Source organism: Streptomyces koelreuteriae (assembly GCF_018604545.1).
Taxonomy (GTDB): Bacteria; Actinomycetota; Actinomycetes; order Streptomycetales; family Streptomycetaceae; genus Streptomyces; species Streptomyces koelreuteriae.
Genome location: NZ_CP075896.1, coordinates 1,451,843 through 1,477,205 on the forward strand (window position 1 = coordinate 1,451,843; position 25,363 = coordinate 1,477,205).

Genomic DNA, 25,363 nt, shown 5'->3' on the forward strand with positions numbered 1-25,363 from the left:
TCGAGGTCCCACCAGAGCCGCTACCCGGAGCCCCGGCCCCACCGGAGCCAGCCCCCGGAGACCCGACCCCACCGGGCTCGGCAGCGGGGAAGGTCGGCTCGGCCGGGCGGAATTCCGGGCTGGGCCAGGAGGGTGGGGTGGTGGGCAGGGGTGGAGGGGGCGGGGGTGATGGGGGCGGGGGCCGATCCGGTGTCTGCCCTGTGCCGCCCGGCGGCTTCGTGGCGGTCGGGAAGGTCGACGGGCGTGGGGGCCGGGACGTCGGTGGTTCCCAGGGGGCGCGGGGCTCGTCGGCGGCTGCCCGGGGCGCCGGGACCACCGGATCGGAGGCGGGGCGTTCGTCCGCCGGGCTCCCTACCGCCCCCGCCGCCGAGGCGAAGCGGTCGTCGAGGGAATCCGGGGCGGGTGTGGGGCCCGTGTCGTCGGTGGAGTCGTCGTACAACTGCCTCCACCAGTCGTCGTCCTGACCGGTGGGCCTTCCCCCCTGCTGGCTCATGCCCCTGATTGTCCACCGCACGGCCGGGATGAAAACGGGGCTTCCGGAAAAACCGGCCCGTCCCGGCACCGGGAAACGACGGCTCGAGTGACCTCTAGAACGGCCATGCGATAAGGGCGGACGGCGGCCCCGGGCGGCTGACCTGCGGGTCCTGACCTCGGCCACGCTCCTGACCTGCGCCTTCTCACGGATTCCGGCACGCTGGTCAGATGGGAGTGTGGGACCTCCTGCTGGTCGGGCTGGTCATCCTGCTCGGTCTGTGCGGAGTGCTGCTGCCCGCGGTGCCCGGGTCGTTGCTGGTGTGGGCCGCGGTCATGTGGTGGGCGCTGAAGGATCCCCAGCCCGTCGCGTGGTGGACCCTGGTGGGTGCCACGGCCTTGATGTTCGTGTCCCAGGGCGTGCGCTGGGCCCTGCCGCCCCGGCAGCTCCGGGCGAGCGGCGCCAACCGCCGCATGCTGGCCTGGGCCGGAGCCGGATCCACCCTCGGCTTCGTCCTGCTCCCCGTACTCGGCGCGATCCCCGGATATCTGGCCGGTATCTATCTCTACGAACGCCGCCGCCTGGGCCGCCACGGCGACGCGGTCGCCGCCGTGCGTCAGGTGATGCGCTCGGGCGGCTCCAGCATCCTGACGGAGCTGTTCACCTGCCAGCTCATCGCGGCGGCCTGGCTCGGCGCGGTCCTCTGGGGCTGACACCGCCACGCCGAGGCGGGCTAGAGCACACCCTCGTGCGTGAGCAGCCGTACCTTGCGGTCCAGGCCGCCCGCGTACCCGGTCAGTGCGCCGTCGGCGCCGATCACCCGGTGGCAGGGCCGGACCACCAGCAGCGGATTGGCGGCGATCGCCCCGCCGACGGCCCGTACGGCCGCCCTGGGCGCTCCGATCCGCGCGGCGATCTCGCCGTAGGTCGCGGTCGAGCCGTAGGGGATGTCGTCCAGCGCGGCCCAGACCTTCTCCCGGAAGGCCGTGCCCTCGGTGCGCCACGGCAGCCGGAACTCCTTCAGGTCCCCGGCGAAGTAGGCCGCGAGCTGTTCCTCGGCCTCCCGGAAGGGGCCCGGGTCCTGCCGCCAGCCATCCAGCACCACGCGTCCGCCCTTCTGCCCGGGCACGGACAGCGAGGTCAGCTCGCCGGTCGGGGCGGCGGTGAGCAGCAGCGGCCCGAGGGGGCCGTCCGCGGTCGTCCAGTACGTCGTCGTCATCACAACTCCCACTCCCCTGCTGCGCGCAGGTGGTTCAAGGCGTACGAGCGCCAGGGTCGCCAGCTGTCGGGGACGTCGAGGCCGGGCGGGGCCACGTCCGGGTCACCGAGGGCGCGGGTGCGGATCTCGGCGATGGTACGGGCGTCCAGGCCGGGCACGGCACGCAGGGCGTCCTGCGCTTCGTCGCGGTCGGCGCCCGGGTCGAGGCGTACGGCGTGGTCGGCGAGGGCGGTGGTGAGGGCGCCGAGGGTGCCGCCGGGCTCGGCCGCGGCGAGGACGGCCGGCTCGGGGAAGAGATGGGTGAGGCTGCCGCAGGGGGCGTCGAGCGCCTTGCCGTACCGCCCTACGAGCCGCTGCGCCTCCGTCCGGCCGGTCAGCGCGCGCACCGCGAGTTCCTCCGGGTCGGCGGTGCCCGGCGAGCGCAGTCCGGGCCGGGCGGCGACCAGGGGCGCGAGCCGCGGGTCGGCGGCGAGGCGCTCGTCGACGGCGTAGGGATCGGCGTCGAGGTCGAACAGCCGCCGCAGCCGCTGTACGGCGGTGGTCAGGTCGCGGGGGTCGGTGAGGTGCAGCCGGGCGTCGAGCCAGCCGCCGGGGTGGGCGCCGAGCCCGGTGCGGGCGGTGCCGGGGCGCTCGTCGACGGCGACGATGCCGGTGCCGTAGGGCAGGCGCAGGGTGCGCCGGTAGACGCGGGTGCCGGGCGGGCCGCTCACCTCCTCGACGCCGGGCACGGCCTCGCGTTCCAGCAGGTCGAAGACGGGTCTCGCCTGGTAGGGGCCGCGGTGGGCGAGCCGTAGCGGGATGCCGGCGCTCGGGGTGGCCCTGCGGCGGTTCCGGTCGCCCTTCGGGACGGCGGCGGCGCGCAGCTCGCTCGGTGTCGAGGCGTAGACGGCCCGGATGGTGTCGTTGAACTGCCTGACGCTGGCGAAACCCGACGCGAAGCCGATCTCGGTGACCGGCAGCCCGGTGGTCTGGAGCAGCACGCGCGCGGTGTGGGCCCGCTGGGCGCGGGCGAGGGCGACCGGCCCGGCGCCGAGTTCGGCGGTGAGCTGCCGCTGCACCTGCCGTGCGCTGTAGCCGAGCCGGGTGGCGAGTCCGGCGACGCCCTCCCGGTCGACCACGCCGTCGGTGATCAGCCGCATGGCCCGGCCGACGACGTCCGCGCGGACGTTCCACTCGGCGGAGCCGGGCACGGCGTCCGGGCGGCAGCGCCGGCAGGCGCGGAAGCCCGAGCCCTGCGCGGCGGCGGCCGTGGCGAAGAACCGTACGTTGGTCCGCTTCGGGGTGACCGCGGGGCAGCTCGGCCGGCAGTAGATGCCGGTCGTCGCGACGGCGAAGAAGAACACGCCGTCGAAGCGGGCGTCGCGGCTGCGTACGGCCTCGTACCTGGTGTCTTCGTCGGTCAGCTGGTCTCTCACCCGTCCAGTCTCCGCCGTCGCCCGGCCTGCCGCTGGCGGAAATCGGACATGGCGCTTCGGGTACCGGGCCGCCGCCTCAGGGAGCGGCCCGCGCCTCGCGGCGGGCGAGGTGGGCCTCCACGGCACCGCGGGCGACGGCGGCCACCCGGCCCTCGGACCGGGGCGTGGGGTCGGCGGTCAGCCGGTTGTGGTGCATGTGGAGCAAGGAGGCCAGGACCGCGTCGGTGTCGGGTTCCGCGTCGGCGTCGGCAGGCATCTCGGCCAGGCACCGGCGCAGGCTGTCGGCGGCGGCCGCCCGGGTCTGCCAGGCGGCCAGCAGCGGCGCCGCCCAGGCCTGCTCGCGCAGGGCCGCGAAGTCGCCGAACGGGTCGACGAGCCGCAGCGCCTCGGCACGGTGGTCGCGGAAGGAGCGGTGGTGTTCGTCGCGGGGCGCGATCGCGAGCAGGCGCCGGGCGCGTTCGGCCGGGGTGCCCGGGACGAGGTGCCAGGCGAGCTGGGCCCGCCCAGCCGCCGTGAGGGACAGGGGAGCGGCCGGTGGCCGGGCGTGGTCGAGCAGCCGGAGCTGTGCCAGGGCCGCCGCGCTGTCGGCGTGGAACACCCGTTCCGCCGCCTCCATGGTCCGGGCCGTGCCTCCGTAGCGCTCCGTCTCGGGGTCGTAGGTGTCCAGGACCAGCCGGCCGACGAGCCGCTGCCGCCGCAGATCCGCCGCCAGGTCGTGGAGCGCGGGGAGCACCTCCCCGTACAGCGTCCGGGGATCACCGTGCAGACGCAGCCTCAGATGGGGGTCCGGGTCGGCGTACCGGACGAAGAACCAGCGGTCCGCCCCGGGCGGCAGGGCGTCCAGCAGCTCCGGCAGATGGCGGGCGAGCACCGCGTCCTGGAGCGGGCCGGGGCAGTACAGCTTGGCGTACAGCCAGGAGCCTCCCGGCAGGCCGACCGCGGGGTCGTCGCCGTGGCGGACGAGCGGACGCCGGGTGGCAGCGGGGGCGGCCGGGGCGGAGGGGCTGCGGCGCAGCAACGGTACGGAGATCTCGGCGGTGTGCGTGCCGTGCGGTCCGGTGAGCCAGCCCGTGCCGTCCCCGGTCAGGTCGGGCCGCTCGTGCAGCGGGGTGCCGGGGTCGCGCCGCAGTTCCTCGCGCAGCAGCCGGGCGTCCGCCGGGCGGGACAGGTTCAGGGGCAGCAGACGGTCACCGCTGCCGGCCTCGACCACCTCGGGCACCCGCAGCCGGCGCCGCCACTCCCCGAGCGCCTGCGACCAGGCGGCGAACCCGGTGCGGTGGTCGAGGACGTCGGGGTCCCGGACCAGCCGCCGGGACCGGCACAGCACGGTCCGGCCGTGCCGTACGGCGGGCAGCCAGGGCCAGTCCCGCGCCGTCCCCCAGTCCCAGCCGAGCAACGGCCGGACGTGGTCGACGCTGAGCAGATGCAGCAGACGTACGTGCGCGGGCGCCAGCAGCCTGGTGTCGAGCATGTGGAAGGTGCCCGCGGCGACCTCCCGCCCGTCGTGCCGGAGCGACACCAGCCGCAATCGGTCCAGTGCGCCGACCACCGCCAGGTCGTCGAGTGCGAGGTGCCCCGGGTCCGTTCCCTCTCCGAACGTGCCGGGCGCCACGGTGTGTTCGACCCAGCGGGGCGTACGGACGACGTTGCCGGCCCGGGACAGGGCCGGGCGGAAGACCAACTGGACCGGGAGGACGGGGGCGTTCGGTGACGCGGTACCGGCGAGCGCCACGGGCGCCGTCTCGGCGAGCTGCCGGCCCGTCTCGGGCAGCAGATGGGCGAAGCGTGCCGCGAGGGAGCCGGCGGGCCAGCTGCCGGTGAGCTGGGGGGACACGACAAGGGTGAACCGCCCGGCGGTGAGCGCCTGTTCGGATGATGCCAGGAGCTGGAAGACCAGCTCGGTCGAGGGCGGAGGGACACCGGAGTCGTCGCCGAGGGCGTCCAGGTCCCGGTCGGTGAGGACGATCTCGCGCGCCCCGGACGCGGTGGCCTCCTGGGCCAGGGCCGTCAGGGCATCGTCCCGGGCTCCCGCGCGGGTCGTCGCGGCGGGCAGCGGAGGTCCGAGTCCGGCGACCGGATCGAGGAGTTCGGCCACGGGTACCGCCCGTGCGAGGCCGTACCGTTCGAGGAAGTCGCGATGGTAGGAGGCGAGCGGACGCGTCGTTTCGGTGACGGGCGGGCCGAGGCGCCAGAGCAGGTCCGCCGCGCGCTGTGCCTCCTCGGCGACCGCGTCCGGAAGGGTGATGTCCGCGTCGAGCGCGGTGTCCACGGCGAGGCGGTACGGGCGCTGGGCCAGGGCGTCCATGCGGTCCTCGGCCGCGCGCAGCGCGAGCAGGCCCTCGCCGGGCCGGCGTTCGGCATAGTCGGCGAGTGCGGCGGCCACCCCCGTGAGCCGCCGTGCCTCGCCCGTCGCGGCCGGAACATGCGCCAGGCGGTCGGTCACCTGCGCCAGCGGATCCAGCGCTCCGGGCGGCGGCGACAGGTCCGTCAACAGGAAGCCGAGAGTGACGAGTTCCGTGACCAGCTTCTCGATCGCACCGGTGGGTGCTGCGGGCAGCCGAGCACGGAGATGTTCGGTGAGAGCGGCATGGGTCACCGGCCGGCGGGCGTACGCGCAGGCCGCCGCCACGGCCTCCGTCCGGCGCACCGACACCTCACGCGGCTCCGCCGCCTCCGCGGGCCCGGGCCCGGCCTCCGGCGCGGCAGGCGCGTACGGCAGTACCAGACGGTCGCCGCGCCGCACGCACAGACCGTTGGCCGACAGGCGCAGTCCGGCCAGGATCGCCGGGTCGCGCTCCCAGCGCCGCGTCAGACAGTCCAGCCACTCGGCGTCGGGGCGGGCCGACTTGCCGTGCGCCGCCCCGAGCCGTACCCGGGCGCTCTCGCCGAACCGGGCCGGTGCGACGCCCGCCAGCAGCCCGAACGGGGTGGGCCGGCCGGCCATCCGCGCGCGGTAGCGCAGCACCGCCCGCCAGGTGCGGCGCAGCGCGGACAGGGACACGTCGCCGCCCGCCCGCAGGGACTCCAGCCGCCGCCCGAGGGACGGGCTGGACAGGGCCAGGGCCTCGTACAGCAGCGGATCGTCGGTCAGTTCCGTGACGGCGGCGCGCAGCGCCTTGGCCTCGTCCGTCGCGTCGGACGGATCCGGTGTGCCCGGCGTCCGCAGCGTGTCGACGGGGAGCAGCGGGGCGCGCAGCAGGGCCGTACCGAGAGGGACGAAGACCGGGTCGGACGGCATCCGCGTCCGACCCGGTTCCGAAGGGCCGTTCCGGGTCACGGCGTCGGGGACGGCGGCGTGTCGTGCCGGGCGGCGCCGGACCACGGGTGCATGGTGTGGCTGGTCCGCTGCCCGACGGCACCGGACCACGGGTGGATGGTGCCGCTGGTGGTCAGCCCAACGGCTCCCGACCACGGGTTCAGGGTGCCGCCGCTCGTCAGCGCGACAGCCTCCCCCTCCCCCGCCCCGGTCTGCCGCGTGTCGAGGTCGAACGGATCGTCGTACACGGGGTTCTCCTCTCGGATCGTCGGACTGTCGGTTCTCATCGACTCGTCCACCGTCCCCCGGTCCGCTCTCGGCCCGGTCACGCCCGGCTCTCACCGACCCGGCCCCGCGAAAGTCACCCTGTGTAGCATCATGAACGCGATGGGTGCGCGCTACGAGTTCATGGTGCTGGGGCCGCTGGAGATTCGGCGGGACGGTGTGCCCGTGCCGCTCGGTGCGGCGCGGCTGCGGGCCCTGCTGGCCGCGCTGCTGGTCGACGCCGGGCGGACCGTGCCCGTGGAGTGCCTCGCCCGCCGGGTGTGGGGCGATCGCCAGCCCGCCCGCGTCCCCAACGCGTTGCAGAACTACGTACTGCGGCTGCGCCGCGCCCTCGGCCGCGACCTGCTCCTGACCCGCCCGTCGGGCTATCTGCTCGACGTCACCCCGCAGGACGTCGACCTGCACCGCTTCACGGCGCTGGTCCGGCGTGGCCGTACGGCACTGGAGGCGGGGCGGCCGGCCGAGGCGGCCGGGCCCCTGCACGAGGCCGTCCGGCTCTGGCGGGGCGACCCGCTGCCCGATCTGCCGGCCGAGTCGCTGCGGGAGGTGCTGCCGGCCCTGGGCGAGGCGCTGCTCGACGCCCTGGAACTGCGGATCGACGCCGATCTGGCGCTGGGGCGGCACGCACGGGTGCTGTCCGAACTGCGCGCCCTCACCGGCGCCCACCCCCTGCGTGAACGCTTTCACGAGCAGCGGATGCTGGCCCTCCACCGCAGCGGACGGCAGGGCGAGGCCCTCGACTGCTACCGGGAGGCGGCGGCCACGCTCGCGCGGGAACTGGGCGTCGATCCCGGGGCCGGGCTGCGTGACGCGCACCGCCGGGTGCTGGCCGGTGACGACGCTCCGGCGGCCTTCACCGGCCGGGAGCGGACCGCGGGCCGGCTGCCCGCCGAGACCACGTCGTTCGTCGGCCGCGTGAGGGAACTCGACCATGTCGCCGAGCTGTTGACGCGGACCCGGATGGTGACCCTGACCGGTGTCGGGGGTGTCGGCAAGACCCGGCTGGCGCTGCGCGCCGCGACCCGGTCGGCCGACGCCTTCCCGGACGGAGTGTGGCTCGCGGACCTGGCGGCGCTGACCGATCCGGGCCTGCTGGACCGGGCGGTGGCGGAGTCGCTCGGTCTGCGCAACCACTCCAGCCGGCCCGTGGCCGACGCGGTGACCGAGCATCTGCGCGACCGGCGGCTGCTGTTGGTCCTGGACAACTGCGAGCACCTCGTGGAGCCGGTCGCCGCCCTGGTGCTGCGGCTGCTGCGGTGGGCGCCGCAGCTGACCGTGCTGGCCACCAGCCGGGAGCGGCTGACGGTCCCGGGAGAGCACGTCGTCGTGGTCCCCGGCCTCGCCCTGCCCGAGCGGGCCGACGACACCGGCTGCGAGGCGCTGCGGCTGCTCGCCGACCGGGCCGCGGCCTCGGCGCCCGGCTTCCGCGTCACCGAGGCGAACCGCGCCGACGTGGCCGAGCTGTGCCACCGTCTGGACGGCATCCCGCTCGCCGTCGAGCTGGCCGCCGTACGACTGAACACCCTGGCCGCCGGGGAGATCCTGGACCGGCTCGAGGACCGCTTCCGGCTGCTGGCCGCGCCCCGGGGCGGCGGCCCGGACCACCGGCGGCGCACCCTGCGCCAGGTCATCGACTGGAGCCACGAGCTGTGCACCGAGGCCGAGCGGCTGCTGTGGAGCCGGCTCTCCGTCTTCACCGGCGGCTTCGACCTCGACGCCGCCGAGGCGGTCGGCAGCGGCGGGGCACTCGCCCCGGGGGACATCCGGGATCTGCTGGCGGCGCTGGTCGACAAGTCGATCGTGTACGCCGGTCATGCCGGGCCGCGGGTCAGATACCGGCTGCTGGAGACGATCCGCCAGTACGGCCGGGACCGGCTCGACGAACGCGGTGAGGTGCCGGCGGTCCGGCTGCGCCACGTACGCCACTACCGGGAGCTGGCCGCCCGGGCCGCCGCCGGGTGGTGCGGGCCGCGGGAGGTGGACTGGCTCACCCGGCTCCGTCTCGACCTGCCCAACATCCGCTCGGCGCTCGACCTGTGCGCGACCGCCCCGGACCTGACCGGCACGGGCCTGGACATCGCGGTCGACCTGGGCCGCACCCGGTGCTGGTTCTTCAGCAGCACCCTCGGGGAGGGCCGGCACTGGCTGGAGCGGCTGCTGGCCCGCCCGGACGCCGCCCTCCGCCCGGAGCAGGACATCGCCGCCCGGGCGATGACGGTGTGGATCGCCCTCTGCCAGGGCGACCGGTCCTCCGTCCGGGCCTTCCTGGACGCGTGCCGGCCGGCCGGGGCCACCCCGGAGGCCCACCCCGCGGTCCGGTTCGTCGAGGGCGCCCACGCGCTGCTCGTCGACGGCGACAGCGCGGCGGTCGACCGGCTCGCCCGGGCCCGTGAGGCGTTCCGGGCCGCGGGACTGCCGGGGGACGCGCACATGGCCACCATGATGTGGGCCATGGCCGCCGCCTTCCTGGGCCCCCGCGACACCGCTCTGGCCACCCGCTCGGTGTATGTCGCCGAGGCCGAGGCGTCCGGCGCCGAATGGGCCGGGAGCTGGGCGACCTGGTGCGCGGGGGTCACCGAGCTGCGGTACGGCGATCCGGCCCGGGCGCTGCCCCGGCTGCGGGACGCCCTGGCCAGGCAGCGGGCGGTCGGCGACAACTGGGGCCCGTTGTGGGGAGTGGAGAGCCTGGCGTGGGCGACGGCCGCCGTCGCCCGGCCCGGCCCGGCGGCCACGCTGCTCGGTGCCGCCGAAGGGCTGCGCCGGGACATGGGGGTGGACCTGACCGGCCTGCTGCCGTTCCACACCGCGCACCTGTCCACGGAGCTGCGCGTCCGGGAGGAACTCGGCGACGAGGCCTACGTCATGGCGCACGACGCAGGCCTCACGGCGGCCGACCGGGTGGCCCTGGCTCTGGAACTCACCCAGGGGACGCGGCACCGGAGGGAGTAGAACTCACGAGCGCCAGTGCGCTCCGCGCTTGGCCTCCATCGCGGCCCGTCCGATCGCCCCCTTCCGCTTCCAGTCCTTGCGGATCTCGGCCCGGAGCCGGGCGTCGGTCTTGGCGACGATGCGCTGGTTCTCCCGCAGGAGCTTGCGGTAGCTGTCGAGCCGCCGCTCCGGCAGCTCACCGGTCTCGATGGCGGCCAGCACCGCGCAGCCCGGCTCGGCCTCGTGGGCGCAGTCGTGGAAGCGGCACCGCTCGGCCAGTTCCTCGATCTCGGAGAACACCTGCCCGACGCCGGTCTCGGCGTCCCAGAGTCCGACGCCCCGCAGCCCGGGGGTGTCGATGAGGACCCCGCCGCCGGGCAGGGCGAGCAGGTTGCGGGTGGTCGTGGTGTGCCGGCCCTTGCCGTCGACGTCCCGGGTGGCCTGGACGGTCATGACGTCCTCGCCGAGCAGCGCGTTGGCGAGGGTCGACTTGCCCGCGCCGGACTGCCCGAGCAGCACGGACGTACCACCGGCGACGATCGCCGCGAGGACGTCGAGCCCGTCTCCGTCGACCGAGCTGACGGGCACCACCGGCACGCCGGGCGCGCTGGTCTCCACGTCCTGCACGAGATGGGAGAGGGTGACGGCGTCCGGCACGAGGTCGGCCTTGGAGAGGACGACGACGGGCTGCGCCCCGGACTCCCAGGCGAGCGCGAGGAAGCGTTCGACCCGGCCCAGGTCGAGCTCGACCGCGAGGGACACGGCGACGATGGCGTGGTCGACGTTGGCCGCGAGGATCTGCCCCTCGGACCGCTTGGAGGAGGTGGAGCGGACGAACGCGGTGCGGCGCGGCAGATACGCGCGGACGTAGCGCGGGTTCCCGCCCGGTTCGACGGCGACCCAGTCGCCGGTGCACACGACCCGCAGCGGGTCGTGCGGCGTGACGAACGCGGTGTCGGCCCGCAGGATGCCGTCGGCGGTGACGACATCGCACTGGCCTCGGTCGACCCGGATCACGCGTCCGGGCAGCAGGCCTTCGGTGTCGTAGGGGGCGAACTCGGCCGCCCATGCGTCGTCCCAGCCGTAGGGAGCGAGCGCGGAGGAAACGGAGGAAGCGGAGCTGGAGGTCAAGGGTGACCCTTTCCAAGGTCGGCCCCCGGCCCGACGGTCGGTCGGATCAGCCGGTGGCCATGGAGGTGGACTTGATGAACTGGATGCGGGCAGCGCTCGTCGCAGTGACAGCCATCGGTCAACACCTCCTCGTCCTCGAACTCTTCGGTTCTCGTCTGCTCTGTCGGCCCTGTTCGGCCTCTCGTGGAACCGCCGTCACGGTATCCCGTCACGGCGGAGTCGCGTCAACCGGTTTTCGCGCAGTCCTCGCCATTGAGCTCGAAGTCGTACGGCGGGGAGTTCTTGCCGCGCCAGGAGGCGAGGAAGCCGAAGGCCAGGTCGTCGCCCGCCCGGACCGACTTGTTGTAGTCGGCGGCGGTGGCGGTGACGCGGGAGCCGTCCTGGGAGACGGAGGCGTCCCACATCTGGCCGACCTGCTGGCCGTCCCGGAAGGACCAGGAGACGCGCCAGGAGTCGAGGGGCTCGTTGGTGGTGACGGTGACGGTGGCCTGGAAGCCGTCGGGCCACTGGTTGACCAGGTCGTACTCGACCCGGCAGGTGGGGTCCTCGCTCTCGCGCTCTTCCGGGCGTTCGGTGGGCGAGGAGGTGCCCTGCGGTTCGGTCCGGCTGTCGCCGCTCTCCGGCTTGCCGGGCTTCTGCGACTTCCCCGTGTTCTCGGTGGCCTTGCCGGCCGGCTTCGAGGTCGCGGGCGGCAGGGAGGGAACCGACGGCACGGACAGGTCGGGGTCGGCCACCGGCTGACGGCCGATGTCGCCGCGTGCCCCGAGGTCGTCGTCGCCTCCGCCGAAGGGCATCATCGAGACGCCGAGGGCCAGGACGGAGACCAGGACGGCGGCGACGAGGAGGCCGTTGCGGGCGACGCGCGCCTTCTGCGCGCCCTCCTCCGATTCCCCGGGCGGCAGTTCCGCCCGGCCGGGACGGCCGGCGCCGAGCCGCACCTCGGCGGCGCGGCGGCGGCGCTCCAGATAGGCGAGCCCGCCCCAGCCGATCACCCCGCCGGCCAGCGCCCCGGGCAGTCCTCCGCCGTGCAGGCGCAGACAGGCGGCGGCCTCGGCGCACTGCACGCAGGTGGCGAGGTGCCGGGAGAGGTCGCCCGGGGCGTCGGCCGCGGGGGCCCGGGTGACGGCGTCCAGCAGCCGGGCGTAGCTGCGGCACCGGGCGTCCATCGGTGTGTCGAGGTGGTTGCGGTGGCAGCGGTCCCGGAACAGGGTCCGCACCTGCTGGAGTTCGTCGTCGGCGGTGGCCGGGTCGAGGCCCAGGCGACGGGCGACCAGGGACAGCGGCAGCGCCTCCACCTCGGCCAGCCACAGCAGTTCGGCGTCCGCCTGCTGGAGGTCGCGCAGTCCGCGCAGGGCGAGCGGGCGCTGCAGCGGCGGTCCGGTGTAGCGGGCAGCCTTGTCCGAGTTGAGCCAGAGCCGCAGGTCGGGGTCGAGTTTGTGGCCCTGTCCCGCGTCCTCCCAGTCCGCGGCCGTGGTGCGTACGGCGGTCAGCAGCAGGGGTATGCGGGGCAGCCGGACGGGGCGGCGGCCGGAGGTGCGGGCCGGTCCGGCATCGGCGGCGCGTGCCTCACGGATGCCGTGTGCGAACGCCTCGCGGCCCAGCTGTGCGGCGGCCGTGGATCCGGACGTGCACAGGTCGGCGTAGGCGAGGACCGCGTCCCAGCACTCGGAGAACAGCGCGGCCTCGGAGGCGTCCTGAGGGGTCGGCAGGTCGGGCATGAGTCTCCTGCATCCACAAGCGAGGTCAACTCACCATGTTGGCAAAGGAGTTGGGGGGAACCTCGCGGCAGGGGAGGAGTTTTTCACGTTCTCGACACAACTGACAAGCCGCGTTTTCAAATCCTGACGCAGCCGACTCCGGAAGTAGATACGCACGGGACGCCGAAACGTCTCGATGGCGACCCGAATCACTTCGGATCGCCATCGAGGCGCAGTGGGAGCGGAGTCCGGCGTCAGATCTCCACCGGCTCGTCCGCGGGCAGGCTGTCCATGAAGGAGCTGACCGAGAAGACCGCGTTGCCGGCGCCGGGGGGACCGTAGCCGGGGGGCGAGGAGAGACCGAAGTCCTCAATGGTCTGGCGGTACGCCTGGAGCAGACGGATGTGGTACTCCAGGGGCGCGCCCTGCGGGTTGGCCTTGCCGAGCGGGGTCGTGGGCTCGGGGCACCAGGTGGTGAAGCGGGGCGTGATGCCGTGCGACATGAAGAAGCGCAGGCCCTCGGTGGTGGAGTCGATGGCCTCGTCGACGGTCTTGAACCCGAAGGGCTCGGCCATCTCCACGCCCGCGACGAAGTTGGGGATGACGTTGCGCGCGCCGAAGATGTCCGCCGAGTCGAGGATGCGCTTGTGCCACTCGTCGCGGCCGACGTAGCGCTCCTTGCCCGGGCAGTACATCTTGAAGAGGTACTCGTCCCACACCTCGTAGTTGGGGTGGTAGATCTGCACCCCGTAGTCCTTGAAGCGCTGGACGTCGTCCTTGGGCAGCGCCTGGGCGACGACCTTGCCGATCCAGCGGCCCGGGAAGTACTCCTCGATGGCCTTGGCGTACCGCCCGTAGAAGTCCGCCTCGTCCAGGCCCTGGACCTTCGTCGTGATCGCGCCGCCGGTGAGCGTGTAGGCGGTGGACACCTTCGCGGTGTCGTACTTGTCGATGATCTCGAGCGCCTCGAGGACTTCGTCGACGTCCTTCACACCCGTGTAGGGGCGGCCCGCCGCCTTGTGCTGGCGCCAGTTGTGGTTGATGTCGCAGTACTGGCACTCCTCCTTGGCGCCGAAGTACTGGCAGACACGGAAGGCGGTCAGGTAGATCAGGTAGCCCCACTGGATGGTCGGGGCCACCTCCATGACCGACTTCCCGTTGGCGAGGGTGTGGCGGTAGTACTCGGGCATCGGCGGCACGCCGACGTCGGAGATCCGCTTGCCGTCGAGGTAGAGGCCGAGCACGCCGTCCTCGTTCGCGGCGACGCGGTAGGGCGAGGCGGGGTTCACCCGGACCGAGACGACGGTCCGCCGCAGGTCGTACGGGCCGCCGGTGAGGATGATCTCCTCGGGCGGCCGGCGCAGCGCGGCCTCGCCCAGCTCGGGCAGGGTGCCGTGGTCGAACGAGAAGATGAAGTACGACTTCGGCTTGACCTCGCCACCCTCGTTGTCACTGAGCGCGGACGGGTCGAAAGCCACTCCGCCCCGAAGCAGGTCCTCCTTGAAGACGGCCTCCCGCGGGACATGCGGGAATCGCTCCATCAGATCCTCGACCAGCGCGGTACGGCTGCCGCTGCTCATCCCGTGTCTCCTCCCGGCTCGGACGTACGACTCCTCACGGTATGCCCATGGCTGCGCGCGAGCGGTACCGGGTCCCCTCGGAGCGGGGGCACTACCCCACCCGGCGGTGCACACGGCGGCCGAGCCTCGTCAGCCGATCCGATTCAGGCGAAGTATCCCCTATGTCACTCAATGTCCGGACCGGCCGCCCACGAAGGCGCCCCTCACGCCTCCCGCTCCAGCGCCGCCAGATCGACCCCGTAGGCCGGCTTCCCTCCTGCCACCAGCCGTTCCGTCTCCTCCGTGATCGTCAGGCCGAGGCGGGCCAGCTCGTTGCCCTGGGAGCCCGCGAGGTGGGGGGTGATGAAGGCGCCGGGGAGGTCGTAGAGGGGGGAGTCGGTGGGGAGGGGCTCGGGGTCGGTGACGTCGAGGATGGCGGTGAGGCGCTCGGCGCGCAGTTCCGCCACCAGGGCGTCGTGGTCGACCAGTGCGCCGCGCGCGGTGTTGACGAGGACCGCCCCGTCGGGCATCAGGGCCAGCTCGCGGCGGCCGATCAGGTGGTGGGTCTCGGGGGTCTCGGGGGCGTGGACGGTGACGATGTCGGAGGTGCGCAGCAGGTCGTCCAGCGGCAGCAGGGGGACGCCCAGCGCGGCGGCCGCCGCCTCGTCGACGTACGGGTCGGTGAGGGCGGGCCGCAGATCGAAGGGGCGGAGCAGTTCGAGGACGCGGCGGCCGATGCGGGAGGCACCGATGACGCCGACGCGGCGGCCGTGGTTGCCGATGCCGGGGACGATGCCCCAGCCGGAGGAGGTGCGGGACGTGCGCATCCGGTCGCGTGCGGCGAGGACGTCCTTCCCGGCGAGCAGGATCATGGCGAGGGTGTACTCGGCGACCGGCAGCGCGTTGGCGACGGCGGCCGAGGAGACGGCGATGCCCCGCTGCCAGATCCCGGGGGTGGCGAAGGACTTCACCGAGCCGGCCGAGTGCAGTACGGCGCGCAGCCGGGGAGCCGCGTCGAGGACCGTCTCGTCGATCCGGGGACAGCCCCAGCCGGTGACCAGGATCTCGGTCCGGGCCAGCACGTCGCGCACCCGCGGGTCGGTGAAGTCCCGCGCCACGAGGTCGGGGTCGATGTCCACGGACTCCCGCAGCCGCGCCAGCACCTCGGGCAGGAAGACCAGCGGCACGTTCTCGGCGGCCATGGCGAACAGTGCCTGGGGGCGCTGGCTCAAGGAGGTGACCTTCCGGGGCGACGGCGCAACGGCGGAACCGATGCGGTAGAAAACGCTCTCTACGACATCCCCACGGTAGGCCGGGCCGGGCGGCCGGAGCAATGGACACCGTGCCGAGGTAGGTTCCGGCGGGGGCATGCCGGTCCCCACTGCCTCGGGGAAGGACGACGTGGATGAACGGGACCGTGACCAACTGGGCGGGCAACATCACCTACGCGGCCAAGGAGCTGCACCGGCCGGGCTCGCTCACCGCGCTGCGCGGGCTGGTCGCGGGGAGCGACCGGGTGCGGGTGCTGGGCAGCGGGCACTCGTTCAACGGCATCGCCGAGCCGGGCCCCGAGGGTGTCCTGCTGTCGCTGGCCGACCTGCCGCCCGAGGTGGACGTCGACACGGTGGCCCGTACCGTCCGCGTCGGCGGCGGTGTGCGGTACGCGGAGCTGGCCCGCCGGCTGCACGGGCAGGGGCTGGCGCTGCACAACATGGCGTCCCTGCCGCACATCTCGGTGGCCGGATCGGTCGCGACCGGCACCCATGGCTCGGGCGTCCTCAACGGCCCGCTCTCGACGGTCGTACGCGAGGTGGAACTGGTCACGGCGGACGGCTCGACGGTGACGACAGGACGCGACGAGGAGCGGTTCGGCGGGGCCGTGACCTCGCTCGGCGCGCTCGGTGTCGTCACCGCGCTCACCCTCGATCTGGAGCCGGCCTTCGAGGTCGAGCAGCATGTGTTCACCGAACTGCCCCTGGAGGGACTGGACTCGGGGACGTTCGAGACGGTGATGGCGACGGGGTACAGCGTCAGCCTGTTCACCGACTGGCGGGCGCCGGGCTTTAGGCAGGTGTGGCTGAAGCGGCGCACCGACCAGGCCCTGCCGGCCTTCCCCTGGGCGCCTCCCGCCACCGAGAAGATGCACCCGGTGCCGGGCATGCCCGCGGTCAACTGCACCGAGCAGTTCGGTGTACCGGGGCCCTGGCACGAGCGACTGCCGCACTTCCGGGCGGAGTTCGTCCCGAGCAGCGGGGCTGAGTTGCAGTCGGAGTATATGCTGCCGCGCGGGCACGCCGTGGAGATGCTGCGCGCGCTCGACGCGATCCGGGAGACGATCGCCCCGGTGCTGCAGACCTGCGAGGTCCGCACGGTCGCCGGTGACGACCAGTGGCTGAGCCCGTCCCACGGCCGGGACACCGTAGCGGCGCACTTCACCTGGGTCGAGGACGCGCGGGCGGTGCTGCCGGTGGTGCGGCGGGTCGAAGAGGCGCTGGAGCCCTTCGGGGCGCGGCCGCACTGGGGCAAGGTGTTCACCGTGCCCGGGTCCGTCCTGGGCGGGCTGTATCCGCGGCTGGACGACTTCCGCGCGCTGACGCGGGAGCTGGACCCGGAGGGGAAGTTCGCCAACGCCTTCGTGCGGGAGGTGCTGGCGACGGCGTAGGCCGCCCGCCTTCTGACACGCCGCCTTCTGACACACCGCCTCCTGACACGCCCCCCCCTCGGCGCGCCTCGCCCGCGCGCTGAGGCATCATGAACGAGCCACGGCCGGTCTTTGCCGGTCCCACCAGGAGCGCACTTTATAAAGCCCCTTTCCAAACCCCTTGTCGAAAGTCCCGCCAGCCCATAGCCTTGCGCCGCGCCGGTGCCGACGACGACCCCGGCCAGGGCCGGTCTGGGAAGGAATGGGGCACCCCGGTGAAGCGCACATCACGCGACATCCGCACCGCGAACCGCTACGAGGTGCTGCGCCAGATCATCGCGGAGTCACCGACCTCCCGGCAGGAGCTGGCGGCCGCGACCGGCCTCAGCCTCGCCACGGTGGCCACGCTCGTGGGCGAGCTGCTCGACCTCCGCATGATCACGGAGGTCGGCTTCGAGGACTCGGCCGGCGGCCGGCCCCGGGGCCTGGTGGCGGTCAACGCCTCAGGGGGCGCGCTGATCGGCGTCGACATCGCCGAGACCTACGTCCATGTCGAGCTGTTCGACCTGGGGCTGAACGTGCTGGCCCGCGCCGAGGAGGACGTCCGCGCGAGTGAGAGCCTGCCCGAGCAGGTGGTCGGCCATGTGGCCACCGCCGTCGGCTCGGTCGTCACCCAGGCCGGAATCGAGGGCGCCCGGGTGCTCGGGGTCGGGGTGAGCGTGCCGGGGCAGGTGGACCGTGCCACCGGCATCGCGGAGTACGCGCCCAACTGGGACTGGCACGACGTACCGCTGCTGGACCTGCTCACCGAGCACATCGCCTACCCGCTCTACCTGGACAACCCGCTGCGCGCCAGCGCGGTCGCCGAGCTGTGGTTCGGGGCCGCGCGCGGGGCCGGGACCGCCGTGGTGGTCAACCTCGGGACCGGGGTGGGCGCCGGGCTCGTCCTCGGCGGCGGGCTGCATCGCGGCGTGAGCAACAGCGCCGGCGAGTGGGGCCACACCACGATGGTGCTGGACGGGCGGCTGTGCCGCTGCGGCAATCACGGCTGTGTGGAGACGTACGTCGGCGCGCGCGGGATCATGCTGAACCTGCGGGAGATCGGCCCCGACAGCGCGCTGCTGCACGCGGACGACCAGACGGCGACCATCGACGCGCTGGCCCGCGGCATCGCGACGGACGACCCGGTGGCACGCCGGGCCGTGCACGAGACCGCCCGCTATCTGGGCGCCGGTGTCGCGGACCTGGTGAACCTGTTCAACCCCGAGATCGTCGTGCTGAGCAGCTGGGTCGCCCGCACCCTGGGCGAACCGCTGCTGCACGAGGTGCGCGAGGCCGTGACCCGGCACGCGCTGCCGCGGCCGCTGGCCGCCACCGAGATCGTCCTCTCCCCGATCCCCACCGACCCGGTGTGCCTGGGCGCGGCGACGTTCGCGCTGGAGGGCGCGCTCCAGGCCGTCGGGCAGAAGAACGGCAAACGCGCCGCCCCCGTGAGGAGCCGTACCGCGGCCGCACCACCCTCGTAGCGGCGGAAGCAACTCCTCCGCCACACCCGCTTGTTCGAAATCGCGAACCGGACACAACGCTTCGCACAGACTTCGTCCAACCCCTTGCCGAAGCCTTAGTCGAAGCTCTAGCGTCCCGCACCGCACCTCTCTTTGAGCCATCTGGCGCGAGCCCCCGGGCCCGTGAGCCATCAGGCAGTGAGCCGAAGAGCCGCAGCCGCACTCGAGACAAGGACGTCAGCATGTCGGCATCGAGCAACATGAACTGGGACCGCCGCAACGTACTGCGGGCCGCGATGGGCCTGGCCGCCGCGGGCGGACTCGCCGCGTGCGGCAGCAACACGGGGCGGGGCGGTGGGTCCGGGTCGGGCACCAACCTGGTGCAGATGTTCCACGCGTACGGTGAGGCGGGCACCGAGCAGGCCATCAAGCGGTACGCGAAGGCGTACAAGGACGCCAACGTGACCACGCAGTGGATCACCAGCTCCGACTTCGAGAGCAAGCTCTTCTCGGCCCTGCTCACCAAGAACGCGCCCGACCTCTTCGAGTTCCACCCGCAGATCCAGATGGTCAAGAGCGGCCAGGTGGCGGACCTGACCGACATCATCGATCCGGTCAAGGACGACTTCAACCCGGCCGACATCAAGTCGCACACGGTCGACGGGAAGATATACGGCGTCCGGATGATCGACGACCCGCAGTTCTTCTTCTACCGCAAGTCGATGCTGGAGAAGGCCAAGGTCGAGGTACCGACCACGCTCGACGAGCTGATGGAGGCCGCCGCCAAGCTCACCACCGGCAAGGTCAAGGGCCTGTACATGGGCAACGACCTGCACAGCGTCAACGACACGTTGATCTGGTCGGCCGGCGCCCAGCACCTCACCGAGAAGAACGAGATCGCGTATCACACGGACGGCGTCGTCGAGGGCCTGAAGAAGATGCGCAAGCTGTTCACCAGCGGCGATCTGCTCCTGGGCGCCCCGACCGAGTCCTGGGACCCCTCTTCGTTCAACCAGGGCCTCTGCGCCATCCAGTTCTGCGGTATGTGGGCGATGCCGGCGATCCAGGACGCGCTCGGCGACGACTGGGGTGTCTTCCCCTTCCCGAAGGTCACGGACTCCGGCAAGCCGTCGGTCTACAACGGCGGCTGGTCGATGTTCGTCAACGCCAAGGGCAAGAACGTCGACGCGGCCAAGGAATACGTCAAGTGGCTGTGGATCGACAAGAAGGACTACCAGGAGGACTGGGCCACCTCCTACGGCTTCCACATCCCGCCGCGCGCCTCGCTCGCCAAGACGGCCGACAAGCTCAAGTCGGGCAACGCCGCCGAGGGTGTGCGGCTCTTCAACGAGTTCGGGCACTTCGACAACATCGGCTGGACCCAGGCCATGCGCACCGCCTTCGAGGACGTCTTCGCCAACAGCGTCCGCAAGAACATGGACCCGGAGGCCGCCCTCGACAAGTGCGACGCGGCCGTCAACCGCGAGCTCAAGAAGCTGTTCGGATAGGCCGCGGGACGGACCACGACATGTCGACGACCACCAAGCTCGACCTCGCGAGCCCTGCCTCGGCGAAGGCCTCTTCGGCCAAGCCGCGGCGGGGTCTGCGGGGCAGCCCCACCGTCAACTTCTGGCTTTTCACCGGGCCGTTCCTGATCGGTCTGGCGATCTTCGTCTACACGCCGATCCTCTGGAGCCTGTGGCTCAGCTTCTTCGAGGCCCGCTTCACCGTCACGCCCGACAAGTTCGTCGGCTTCGACAACTACGTGTACATGCTGACGAACGACGACTTCGTCGGCTCGCTCGGCACCTTCACCGCCTTCGCCGCGTTCATCGTGCCCACCACCTGGGCGCTCTCGCTGGGGCTCGCCCTGCTGGTGAACCGGATGCGCTTCATGCGGGCCTTCTTCCGGTCGGTCTTCTTCCTGCCGACCGCGGTCAGCTATGTCGCCGCTTCGCTGATCTGGAAGATGTCCATCTTCAGCGGCGTCCGCTTCGGCCTGATGAACACGGTCCTCGGCTGGTTCGGCATCGACAACATCGCCTGGCTGATCGACCCCAACCCGCCCTGGTACTGGCTGGTCATCGTGACCGCCCGGCTGTGGCTGCAGTCCGGCTTCTACATGATCCTGTTCATCGCGGCGCTGCAGAACATCCCGGACGAGCTGTACGAGGCCGCAGCCATCGACGGGGCCAAGCCGGGCTGGCAGACTTTCCGGTACATCACCCTGCCCCAACTGCGCGCGACGTCCACGGCGGTGATCCTGCTGCTGCTCATCGCCGCTTACCAGGCCTTCGACGAGTTCTTCAACCTGCTGTCGAAGACCACCTGGGGCCGACCGCCCCTCGTCGAGCTGTACTACAAAGCCCTGGGCGAGAGCCAGGACTACGGCGCCGGCAGCGCGGGCGCGCTCATCCTGACCGTGCTGATCTGTGCCGTGACTCTGCTCCAGGGCAAGATCATGGGCTTTGGAAGGGGTGACGAGTCCAAGTGACCACCACCATGCCCAAGGTGCGGAAATCCGCGCCGACGCCGGACGCACCGAGCCGGGTCAGGCGCAGTGGCGGCGTGATGAGCTCCACCGGGCTCTACATCGCCACGGGCATCGCCGCTCTCCTCTTCCTGGTCCCGTTCTACATCCTCGTCCGCAACGCCCTCTCCACCGACGCCGAGATCACCGGAGAGAACTGGAAGATCTTCCCCACGGACATCCAGTGGGGCAATCTCAGCGAACTCTTCACCGACGAGACGGTCCCCTTCGCCCAGTCCCTGTGGAACTCGGCGGTCGTGGCCACCCTGCACACCGTCGGCGTCCTGCTGGTGTGCTCCCTCGCGGGATACGGTCTGGCCCGCATCCCGTACAAGCACGCCAACAAGGTGTTCTACGCCGTTCTCGGCACCCTGATGGTTCCGACCGCGGTCACCTTCGTACCGAGCTTCGTGCTGGTCTCCTCGCTCGGCTGGGTGGACACCTACCGAGGCCTCATCATTCCGGGCCTGTTCAGTGGTTTCACCTGCTTCCTCTTCCGGCAGTACTTCCTGGGATTCCCCAAGGAGCTGGAGGAGGCGGCGCGCATGGACGGACTGGGCTACTGGGGTGCGTACTGGCGTGTCGTCGTACCCAACTCGCTGAACTTCTTCGCGGCGATGGCGACCATCACCTTCATCAACGGCTGGAACGCGTTCCTGTGGCCGCTGGTCATCGGCCAGGACCCGAGTTCGTGGACCGTCCAGGTCGCACTCTCCAGCTACATGACCAACCAGACCGTCGTCTTCCACCTGATCTTCATGGCCACGGCCATTTCCATCCTGCCCCTGGTGTTCGTCTTCCTCTTCCTCCAGCGCTGGCTGGTGCAGGGGATCGCCCAGACCGGCATCAAGGGCTGAGCTAGGAGACCGATGTCTTTCCGCACCACCGTCGACTACGTCGAGGACGTCTCCCCGGGCAGCGGGGCCCTTCCGGCCCGTGCCTGGTACGCGGCCTCGGACGCCGCTTCCCTGTCGCTGAACGGCAGCTGGCGCTTCCGGCTGTCGGCCACCGTCGACGCCGAGGACGACTCGTTCGCCGAGGAGGGCTACGACGCCCGGGACTGGGCCGAGGTCACGGTCCCCGGGCACTGGGTCCTCCAGGGCGACGGGGCGTTCGGGTCCCCGATCTACACCAACCACCTCTATCCCTTCCCGGTGGACCCGCCGCACGTCCCGACCGAGAATCCGACCGGTGACCATCTGCGCGTCTTCGACCTGCCGTCCGACTGGCCGTCGGACGGCGGGGCGGTGCTGCGGTTCGACGGCGTCGAGTCCTGCGCCCGTCTCTGGCTGAACGGCACGGAGCTCGGCGAGTTCAAGGGCTCCCGGCTGGCGCACGAGTTCGCGGTGGGGCATCTGCTGAAGCCGGGCGGCAACGTCCTGGCGGTGCGGGTGCACCAGTGGTCGGCGGGCTCGTACCTGGAGGACCAGGACCAGTGGTGGCTGCCGGGCATCTTCCGTGACGTGACGCTGCTGCACCGCCCGGCGGGCAGCGTGGGCGACTTCTTCGTGCACGCGTCGTACGACCACACCACCGGCGAGGGCACCCTGCGCGTCGACTCCGACGTCGAGGGACGGGTGACCGTCCCCGGGCTGGACATCGATGTCGCGACGGGTGAGCCGGTGACGGTCGCGGTCGAGCCGTGGACCGCCGAGACGCCGAAGCTGTACGACGGGGTGCTGGCCACCGAGGGCGAGCGGGTGCCGCTGCGGATCGGTTTCCGGACCGTCGCCCTCGAGGACGGGCTCATCAAGGTCAACGGCAGGGCCGTCCTCTTCAAGGGCGTCAACCGGCACGAGTGGCACCCGGAGAGGGGCCGTGCCCTCGACCTGGAGACCATGCGTGAGGACGTGCTGCTGATGAAGCGGCACAACCTCAACGCCGTGCGCACCTCGCACTACCCGCCGCACCCGGCCTTCCTGGACCTGTGCGACGAGTACGGTCTGTGGGTCATCGACGAGTGCGACCTGGAGACCCACGGCTTCACCGAGCAGGACTGGCGGGACAACCCGGTCGACGACGACCGCTGGACCCCGGCCCTGCTGGACCGCGCGGAGCGGATGGTCGAGCGGGACAAGAACCACCCGTCGGTGGTGTTCTGGTCGCTGGGCAACGAGGCCGGCACCGGCCGCGGGCTCACCGCGATGGCCGAGTGGATCCACGACCGCGACCCCGAGCGCCTCGTGCACTACGAGGGCGACTGGAACTGCCGCGACACGGACGTGTACTCGCGGATGTACGCCTTCCACGACGAGGTCGACACGATCGGGCGGCGGCTCGACGGCGGTACCGGCAAGCGCCGCGAACTCCCCTTCATCCAGTGCGAGTACGGGCACGCGATGGGCAACGGCCCGGGCGGGCTCGCCGACTACCAGGAGCTGTTCGAGAAGCACGAGCGGCTCCAGGGCGGGTTCATCTGGGAGTGGATCGACCACGGCGTGAAGCACGCCGAGCTGGGTTACGCCTACGGCGGTGACTTCGGCGAGGAGCTGCACGACGGCAACTTCGTCTGCGACGGGCTGGTCTTCCCGGACCGGACGCCGTCGCCGGGCCTGATCGAGTACAAGAAGGTCATCGAGCCGGTCCGCATCGAGGGCGACGGCACCGACGGCACCGTGCGGATCACCAACCAGCAGGACTTCGCCGACCTGTCCGAGCTGGCCTTCGAGTGGTCCTGCCAGGTGGACGGCGAGACCGTCGAGTCGGGCCCGCTCGCGGTGCCGGTGCTCGCGCCGGGCGAGTCGGCCGAGGTGAAGCTGCCGGAGCCGCCCGCGGACGGCCGGGGCGGCGAACGCCAGTGGACGGTGCGGGCGCTGCTCGCCGAGGACACGGTCTGGGGTCCGAAGGACCATGTCGTGGCCTGGGGCCAGTTCGCCGTGGGGGCACGGCCGCTGCCGTCCTTCCCGGCGAGCGACCGGCCCGTGGCCGACACGGACCGGATCACCCTCGGCCCCGCCGAGTTCGACCCCCGCACCGGCGCCCTGCGCTCGATCGGCGGGGTCACGGTCGGCGCGGCACCGAAGCTGGACGTGTGGCGGGCGCCGACCGACAACGACGACGGCGCGGAATGGCAGACCGACACCCGCTACGGGATGCTGTGGCGCACGCTCGGCCTGCACCGCATGCGGCACCGCCTGGTCTCGGTCGAGGCCGGCGACGACGCGCTGACCGTCCGCACCCGGGTGGCACCGGCGGCCCGCGAGGTCGGCCTGGACACGGTGTACCGCTGGACGTCCGACGGCGAGCGGCTGCGCCTGACCGTGTCCGTGACCCCCACGGGCGACTGGACGGTGCCGCTGCCCCGGCTCGGTGTCCGCTTCGGACTGGATCGGGCCGACCGCGTGGAGTGGTTCGGCGGCGGTCCGGGCGAGGCGTACCCGGACACCCGGACGGCGTCGATGGTGGGCCGCTGGCAGTCGACGGTGGACGGGCTGCAGACGCCGTACGTCCGTCCGCAGGAGAACGGTGCCCGTGCCGATGTCCGCTGGGTGGAGCTGGGCGGACTGCGGATCGAGGGCGACCCGGAGTTCTGGTTCACCGCGCGGCGCTGGACGACCGAGCAGCTGGAGGCGGCCCGGCACCGCACCGACCTGACGGCCGGCGACACGGTGTGGGTCAACCTCGACCACGGGCAGCACGGCATCGGCTCGCAGTCGTGCGGCCCGGGTCCGCTGCCGCAGTACTTCCTGAAGGCGGAGCCGGTGGAATTCTCGTTCGTGTTCTCGACCACCGATTAATCGATTGACCGATTGATCGACATTCCGACAGTGTCGGGGATGTCATCCGCGGCCGGTCGGCCCTAGAGCCGACCGGCCGCCGCTGTGTTCACCGCTAGGTCGTGTCCGCAAAGTCAGGGGAGCCAGAGGCGTAGGCAGGCGAGGGTGACCATGGCTTGGTAGTGGCGGGCGCGTTTGTCGTAGCGAGTGGCCAGGGCCTTGTTGTGCTTGAGCTTGTTGAAGCAGCGCTCGACGAGGTTGCGGCGCCGGTAGGTGGTCCGGTCGAGTCGGCAGAGGCTTTCGCCTCGGCGGATGCGGCCGTTGATCTGGTCGATCCGCTCTGGGATCGCGGCTCTGATGCCCCGCCGACGCAGGTAGGAGCGGATCTTCGTGGACGAGTAGCCCTTGTCCGCGACGACCCGATCGGGCCGCGTTCTGGGCCGGCCGGGCCCGCGTCGGCTGACGCTGATGCGGGCCATGACCTGCTCGAACTGGGTGCAGTCGTTGACGTTCCCAGCGGTCAGGGTAAAGGCGAGCGGCCGGCCCTGCCCATCACAGGCCAGGTGGATCTTCGTAGTCAGCCCGCCACGGGACCGGCCGATCGCCTCGCCCGGCCAGAGCCCCCTTTTCGGGCCCCGGCCGCATGCTGGTGAGCCCGCACAGTCGTGGAGTCGACGCAGACGACAGTCCAGTCCACGGCGCCCACGGCATCGCAGTGCTGCTGGACCTGGGCCAGCAGCCGGTCCCAGGTGCCGTCTGCCGACCAGCGGCGGAAACGTTCGTAGACCGTCTTCCACGGGCCGTAACGCTCAGGCAGGTCCCGCCAGGCCGCCCCCGTGGACAGCTTCCACAGGATGCCGTTGACCACCTGCCGACGATCCCGCACCGGACGCCCCATCCGCGGAGGAGCCAGCAACGGCTCGATCACCGCCCACGACTCATCAGTCAGCTCATGACGACGCACCACGAACCAACCAACGACGCCGCCACTTTGCGGACACGACCTAGG

General features: G+C 72.2%; 17 protein-coding genes. 8 read left to right on the top strand and 9 right to left on the bottom strand.

Annotated elements, in window-relative coordinates:
* Window positions 1–702 precede the first annotated feature (702 nt).
* On the top strand, window positions 703–1,185 hold the full coding sequence (locus KJK29_RS06435; protein ID WP_215117736.1) for a DUF456 domain-containing protein: 483 nt from the start codon (window positions 703–705) through the stop codon (window positions 1,183–1,185).
* A gap of 20 nt (window positions 1,186–1,205) precedes the next feature.
* On the opposite strand, the gene KJK29_RS06440 is transcribed toward KJK29_RS06435, so the two are convergent.
* From KJK29_RS06440 to KJK29_RS06455, 4 genes are all read right to left on the bottom strand, one after another.
* Window positions 1,206–1,691 (bottom strand): methylated-DNA--[protein]-cysteine S-methyltransferase, encoded by a 486-nt coding sequence (locus KJK29_RS06440; RefSeq protein WP_215117737.1) that lies wholly within the window; start codon window positions 1,689–1,691, stop codon window positions 1,206–1,208.
* Window positions 1,691–3,106 carry a DNA-3-methyladenine glycosylase 2 family protein gene (locus KJK29_RS06445; protein WP_251057726.1) on the bottom strand — a complete coding sequence of 472 codons (1,416 nt, stop codon included), beginning with the start codon at window positions 3,104–3,106 and terminating at the stop codon, window positions 1,691–1,693. The genes KJK29_RS06440 and KJK29_RS06445 overlap by 1 nt, the downstream gene beginning before the upstream one ends.
* A 76-nt stretch (window positions 3,107–3,182) precedes the next feature.
* Complete coding sequence (locus KJK29_RS06450) at window positions 3,183–6,344, bottom strand: lantibiotic dehydratase (protein ID WP_215117738.1); 3,162 nt, start codon at window positions 6,342–6,344, stop codon at window positions 3,183–3,185.
* Window positions 6,345–6,379: 35 nt separating this feature from the next.
* Window positions 6,380–6,649 carry a hypothetical protein gene (locus tag KJK29_RS06455; RefSeq protein ID WP_215117739.1) on the bottom strand — a complete coding sequence of 90 codons (270 nt, stop codon included), beginning with the start codon at window positions 6,647–6,649 and terminating at the stop codon, window positions 6,380–6,382.
* Window positions 6,650–6,740: 91 nt separating this feature from the next.
* On the opposite strand from KJK29_RS06455, the gene KJK29_RS06460 reads away from it, so the two are divergent.
* Window positions 6,741–9,596: a BTAD domain-containing putative transcriptional regulator gene (locus KJK29_RS06460; protein WP_251057727.1), complete on the top strand. Its 2,856-nt coding sequence runs from the start codon at window positions 6,741–6,743 to the stop codon at window positions 9,594–9,596.
* Between the two features lie 3 nt (window positions 9,597–9,599).
* Here KJK29_RS06460 and rsgA read toward each other — a convergent pair whose 3' ends face one another.
* The 4 genes from rsgA to KJK29_RS06480 all read right to left on the bottom strand — a co-directional run bounded on the left by rsgA (window position 9,600) and on the right by KJK29_RS06480 (window position 15,194).
* Entirely contained in the window at window positions 9,600–10,706 is a 1,107-nt protein-coding gene (rsgA, locus tag KJK29_RS06465; protein ID WP_215117740.1) for a ribosome small subunit-dependent GTPase A, read from the bottom strand.
* A gap of 224 nt (window positions 10,707–10,930) precedes the next feature.
* Window positions 10,931–12,424, bottom strand: a complete 1,494-nt coding sequence (locus KJK29_RS06470) for a cellulose-binding domain-containing protein (RefSeq protein WP_215117741.1) — start codon at window positions 12,422–12,424, stop codon at window positions 10,931–10,933.
* A 233-nt stretch (window positions 12,425–12,657) separates the two neighbouring features.
* Complete coding sequence (locus tag KJK29_RS06475; RefSeq protein ID WP_215117742.1) at window positions 12,658–13,983, bottom strand: radical SAM protein; 1,326 nt, start codon at window positions 13,981–13,983, stop codon at window positions 12,658–12,660.
* Between the two features lie 203 nt (window positions 13,984–14,186).
* A complete protein-coding gene (locus tag KJK29_RS06480; RefSeq protein ID WP_215117743.1) occupies window positions 14,187–15,194 on the bottom strand; it encodes a hydroxyacid dehydrogenase in 1,008 nt (335 codons plus the stop codon).
* 173 nt (window positions 15,195–15,367) lie between these two features.
* On the opposite strand from KJK29_RS06480, the gene KJK29_RS06485 reads away from it, so the two are divergent.
* From KJK29_RS06485 to KJK29_RS06510, 6 genes are all read left to right on the top strand, one after another.
* Window positions 15,368–16,624 carry a D-arabinono-1,4-lactone oxidase gene (locus KJK29_RS06485; RefSeq protein ID WP_215117744.1) on the top strand — a complete coding sequence of 419 codons (1,257 nt, stop codon included), beginning with the start codon at window positions 15,368–15,370 and terminating at the stop codon, window positions 16,622–16,624.
* A 254-nt stretch (window positions 16,625–16,878) separates the two neighbouring features.
* Entirely contained in the window at window positions 16,879–18,129 is a 1,251-nt protein-coding gene (locus tag KJK29_RS06490; RefSeq protein ID WP_215117745.1) for an ROK family transcriptional regulator, read from the top strand.
* Window positions 18,130–18,350: 221 nt separating this feature from the next.
* Window positions 18,351–19,616 (top strand): ABC transporter substrate-binding protein, encoded by a 1,266-nt coding sequence (locus KJK29_RS06495; RefSeq protein ID WP_215117746.1) that lies wholly within the window; start codon window positions 18,351–18,353, stop codon window positions 19,614–19,616.
* Between the two features lie 20 nt (window positions 19,617–19,636).
* Window positions 19,637–20,602, top strand: coding sequence for a carbohydrate ABC transporter permease (locus KJK29_RS06500; protein ID WP_215117747.1), 966 nt, complete (start codon window positions 19,637–19,639; stop codon window positions 20,600–20,602).
* Window positions 20,599–21,495 carry a carbohydrate ABC transporter permease gene (locus KJK29_RS06505; RefSeq protein ID WP_370869118.1) on the top strand — a complete coding sequence of 299 codons (897 nt, stop codon included), beginning with the start codon at window positions 20,599–20,601 and terminating at the stop codon, window positions 21,493–21,495. Before KJK29_RS06500 ends, KJK29_RS06505 begins: the two co-directional genes overlap by 4 nt.
* A 12-nt stretch (window positions 21,496–21,507) precedes the next feature.
* A complete protein-coding gene (locus KJK29_RS06510; protein ID WP_215117748.1) occupies window positions 21,508–24,375 on the top strand; it encodes a glycoside hydrolase family 2 TIM barrel-domain containing protein in 2,868 nt (955 codons plus the stop codon).
* Window positions 24,376–24,488: 113 nt separating this feature from the next.
* On the opposite strand, the gene KJK29_RS06515 is transcribed toward KJK29_RS06510, so the two are convergent.
* A protein-coding gene (locus KJK29_RS06515; protein ID WP_251058078.1) for an IS5 family transposase occupies window positions 24,489–25,318 on the bottom strand; the annotation gives its coding sequence in 2 pieces (ribosomal slippage) (window positions 24,489–24,970 and window positions 24,970–25,318; 831 coding nt in all).
* Window positions 25,319–25,363: the final 45 nt, after the last annotated feature.